The following is a 3560-nucleotide window of genomic DNA, read 5'->3' on the forward strand; positions in this document are numbered from 1 at the left end:
ATAGTTCCTATATGAGTAAGTCTGAGCTGTAGTAAAGCTTACTCATAAGAAGATATCCTTGCTTATACATTTTTTAGAATGGTCGTTCTCGTATATGAGTCTTGCCATACTTAAAGCTCTCTCCATGTAGGGATCATTCTTTTGTGCTTTTTAGAATGACCATTCCCATATAGCGAGACTTGCCAATGACCAAAATCTCTTCTTAAGGAAATCATTACTTGCGTAGTTTTGAGGAGGAAGACATTTTGTTGTACCAAAATTAAATAATAAAAGGAGCACATAAAAATGAAAATTTCTGAACAAGTCGCATTTGTCACCGGCGCGAACCGAGGTTTTGGACGCCATTTAGCACTTGAACTTCTATCCAGAGGGGCTAAGGTTTATGCTGGTGCAAGAAATCCTGAGTCCATTGACATTCCCGGTGTAATTCCTGTAAAGCTTGATATTACCAACCCTCAAGAGGTAGCTGCAGCCGCTATGGTCGCTAAGGATGTTACGATTTTGATCAACAATGCAGGATCGTCTACAGGTGCTTCTTTGATTGACGGTGATCTCGATAAAATACATTTGGAGTTTAATACGCATTTCTTTGGCACACTTTCCATGGTTCGTACTTTTGCACCGATTCTAGCAAATAATGGGGGAGGATCGATTCTAAATATTCTTTCCGCATTATCTTGGGTTAGTTCGGGAACTGTTGGCGCTTATACCACTGCAAAGGCGGCAGAGTGGGCATTGACGAACGACCTACGTTTAAATCTCTATCCTCAAAATGTGAGAGTAGTTGGATTACATGTGGGCTTCATGGAGACAGACTTGACTTCGAGCTTAGAAGTTCCCAAATCCAACCCTGAGGATATCGCAAAAATTGCTATTGATGGATTAGAATCCGACAGCTTTGAAATTATTGCTGATGACGTGAGCCGAAAGATCCAAAGAAATCTTGCCGGTGGTGTATCTGCGATATACCCACATCTCTCCTAATACAGATTACTAATACAGTGATTTGTCCAAGATTTCAGACAAATGGTAAAAGGATACACGTATACAACGGGTAACATAATTTGAAGAGGGTGTACAAAAATGGATAAATTGTGGAGCAAAACGAAAATTGGAAATTTGGAATTACCTCATCGTTTAGCGATGGCACCAATGACACGTAGTAGAGCAAAAGAAGATGGTACACCGGGAGAACTAAGTTCCCTTTATTATGCTCAAAGAGCATCTATGCGATTAATTATTAGTGAAGGTACACAACCTTCTGATGATGGACAAGGTTACTTATGGTCACCTGGTATCTATACTGAAAAGCATATTGAAGGGTGGAAAAAAGTTACGGATGATGTGCATAAAGCCGGTGGATATATATATATCCAATTAATGCATGTCGGTCGTATGTCGCACCCTGACAATACACCACATCATCGTCAAGCAGTTGCACCATCTGCGATCGCACCCGGTGTAGAAATGTTCACTGCTAAAGGGATGCAGGAAATACCCGTTCCCCGTGAGTTAAGTGAAGAAGATATTCAAACGACAATTGCAGACTTCCGAAAAGCAGCATCTGCAGCTATTGAAGCAGGAGCGGATGGTGTTGAAATTCATGGGGCAAATGGTTATCTAATTCATCAATTTATCGGAGAAAATTCTAATAAACGAACGGATAAATACGGTGGATCAATAGAGAATCGTACTCGCTTTGCAATCGAAATAACGAAAGCAATCGTTGAAGAAATTGGAGCAGAAAGAACAGGCTTTCGTATTTCACCAGGGTCACCTCTTGGGGGGATTGAAGAAGGTGAACAAGGACCTGAAGTTTATCTCCATCTAGTAAAAGAATTAACTCAATTCAATTTAGCTTACCTTCATGTTATGCATTTAGGAAACGAAACACTGCTCCATGAAATTCGTTCAATCTGGTCAAATCCATTATTAGTCAATCGAGCTGGTCGTGCTCTAGAAGATATTCGTGTAGATATTGATAATGGTGTAGCTGATATGGTACCAGTCGGTGTATGGTCATTAGCTAATCCGGATTTAGTAGAACGTCTCAAAAAAGGGTTTCCTTTGAATGAAGCAGACCGTACAACATTCTTCGGTGGTAACGGAAGCATGGGTTATACGGATTATCCTACGATGAAAGAATTGCAATCTCAAGAGGGGTAAGTATAGCTTATAGGGTGAAGAATGGCGTACAACTGAAAAATTGTACTCCATTCTTTCATCAGATTTAGAAATTGTGGGAAACAGCTGTGACTCAACCTGAAAATCAGTGCTTGACGCATGAATTTCGTGCATTTGCAGGCGTTTGGTGCATTCTTGGGATTACCCCTTCAAGCACTGGTTTTTGTTTTGAGTCACCTACATTCAACGCTAGAGATTGCATTTCATGAAAAGGTACCAAAAAATTGTAAAGGAAAAGGATGAAATAATGAGAGCTGCTCAAATGCAGAAATATTCAAAAGAAGTTCAAGTGGAATTGAATGATATTAAAATACCAGAAATTAATAGTCGGGAGGTACTCGTTAAAGTAAAAGCAGCAGGTGTTAATCCATTAGATATCCTCATTTTAAATGGAAATATTCGAATGATTTCTGATTATGATTTACCATTAACTTTAGGAAATGAACTATCTGGTGTTATTGAAGCCGTTGGAAAAGATGTTGAGAACTTCCACGTTGGTGACCACATTTATACGAGGTTGCCAGTTAATCAAATTGGAGCTTTTGCTGAATATGCGGTCGTCAATGAAGATGCTATAGCCATAATGCCTAAAAATCTATCCTTTATTGAAGCAGCCGCTGTTCCTCTCACTGCTTTGACTGCTTATCAAGCATTAAATGACGTACTCAATGCTCAGCCTAACAAAAAGTTATTTATCCCTGGTGGAACCGGTGGCTTTGGTGCTATGGCAATCCCCATCGCCAAATCAATGGGATTATATGTTATAACAAGCGGCAGTGAAAGAGGTAGATCACGTACACTTTCGATTGGTGCTGATAGGTTCATAAATTATCATGAGGAAAACTATGCCGACGTTCTATCTGATATAGATTATGTTATCGACACCTTGGGAGCAAAAGAGATAAAAGCAGAACTTGGTATCTTAAAACCTCAAGGAAAGTTAGTATCATTGAAAGCAGTACCTAATTATCGCTTTGCAGTTGAAAATAATTTTCCAATGTGGAAAAAATTATTGTTTGGTTTAGTGGGTGCTCGCGTAGATTCTTTAGCACGTAAACATAAAAATGAATATCGATTTTTATTCGTGCAAGCCAATCGCAGTCAATTACAAAGAATCACAAATCTTGTTGAAAAAGAAAATATCACACCCTCTATTGATTCAATTTATAATTTTAATGACATTAACAAAGCATTAATAAAAGTTTCTACTGGACATTCACAAGGCAAAGTTATTGTAACCTTCTAATCCAAAATTTAAGTACGTGGAAGAATTCTTGTTAAACTATATGGTGATTTCCTTTTATAGATCTAGCTACCAATAAGGTAGCTTTTTGATGAAGTTTTTTTTACGTATAATTAGTACGAGGTATTAATAC

At 38.4% G+C, this 3560-nt stretch carries 3 protein-coding genes; all 3 read left to right on the plus strand.

Annotated elements, in window-relative coordinates:
• Positions 1-285: 285 nt before the first annotated feature.
• The 3 genes from V7266_RS29870 (at position 286) to V7266_RS29880 (ending at position 3430) form a co-directional block, all read left to right on the plus strand.
• Positions 286-984: an SDR family oxidoreductase gene (locus tag V7266_RS29870; protein WP_335472874.1), complete on the plus strand. Its 699-nt coding sequence runs from the start codon at positions 286-288 to the stop codon at positions 982-984.
• Between the two features lie 99 nt (positions 985-1083).
• Positions 1084-2166: an alkene reductase gene (locus V7266_RS29875; RefSeq protein ID WP_335472876.1), complete on the plus strand. Its 1083-nt coding sequence runs from the start codon at positions 1084-1086 to the stop codon at positions 2164-2166.
• 265 nt (positions 2167-2431) lie between these two features.
• Positions 2432-3430, plus strand: coding sequence for an NADP-dependent oxidoreductase (locus tag V7266_RS29880; protein ID WP_335472878.1), 999 nt, complete (start codon positions 2432-2434; stop codon positions 3428-3430).
• The last annotated feature ends 130 nt before the right edge of the window (positions 3431-3560 follow it).

Origin of the sequence: Neobacillus drentensis (genome assembly GCF_036965645.1) — a bacterium.
Taxonomy (GTDB): Bacteria; Bacillota; Bacilli; order Bacillales; family Cytobacillaceae; genus Neobacillus; species Neobacillus drentensis_D.

What these genes read in the sequence shown, in the direction of transcription:
- V7266_RS29870 (WP_335472874.1), top strand. Translation starts at nt 286, where the DNA reads ATGAAAATTTCTGAACAAGTCGCATTTGTCACCGGCGCGAACCGAGGT.
- V7266_RS29875 (WP_335472876.1), top strand. Translation starts at nt 1,084, where the DNA reads ATGGATAAATTGTGGAGCAAAACGAAAATTGGAAATTTGGAATTACCT.
- V7266_RS29880 (WP_335472878.1), top strand. Translation starts at nt 2,432, where the DNA reads ATGAGAGCTGCTCAAATGCAGAAATATTCAAAAGAAGTTCAAGTGGAA.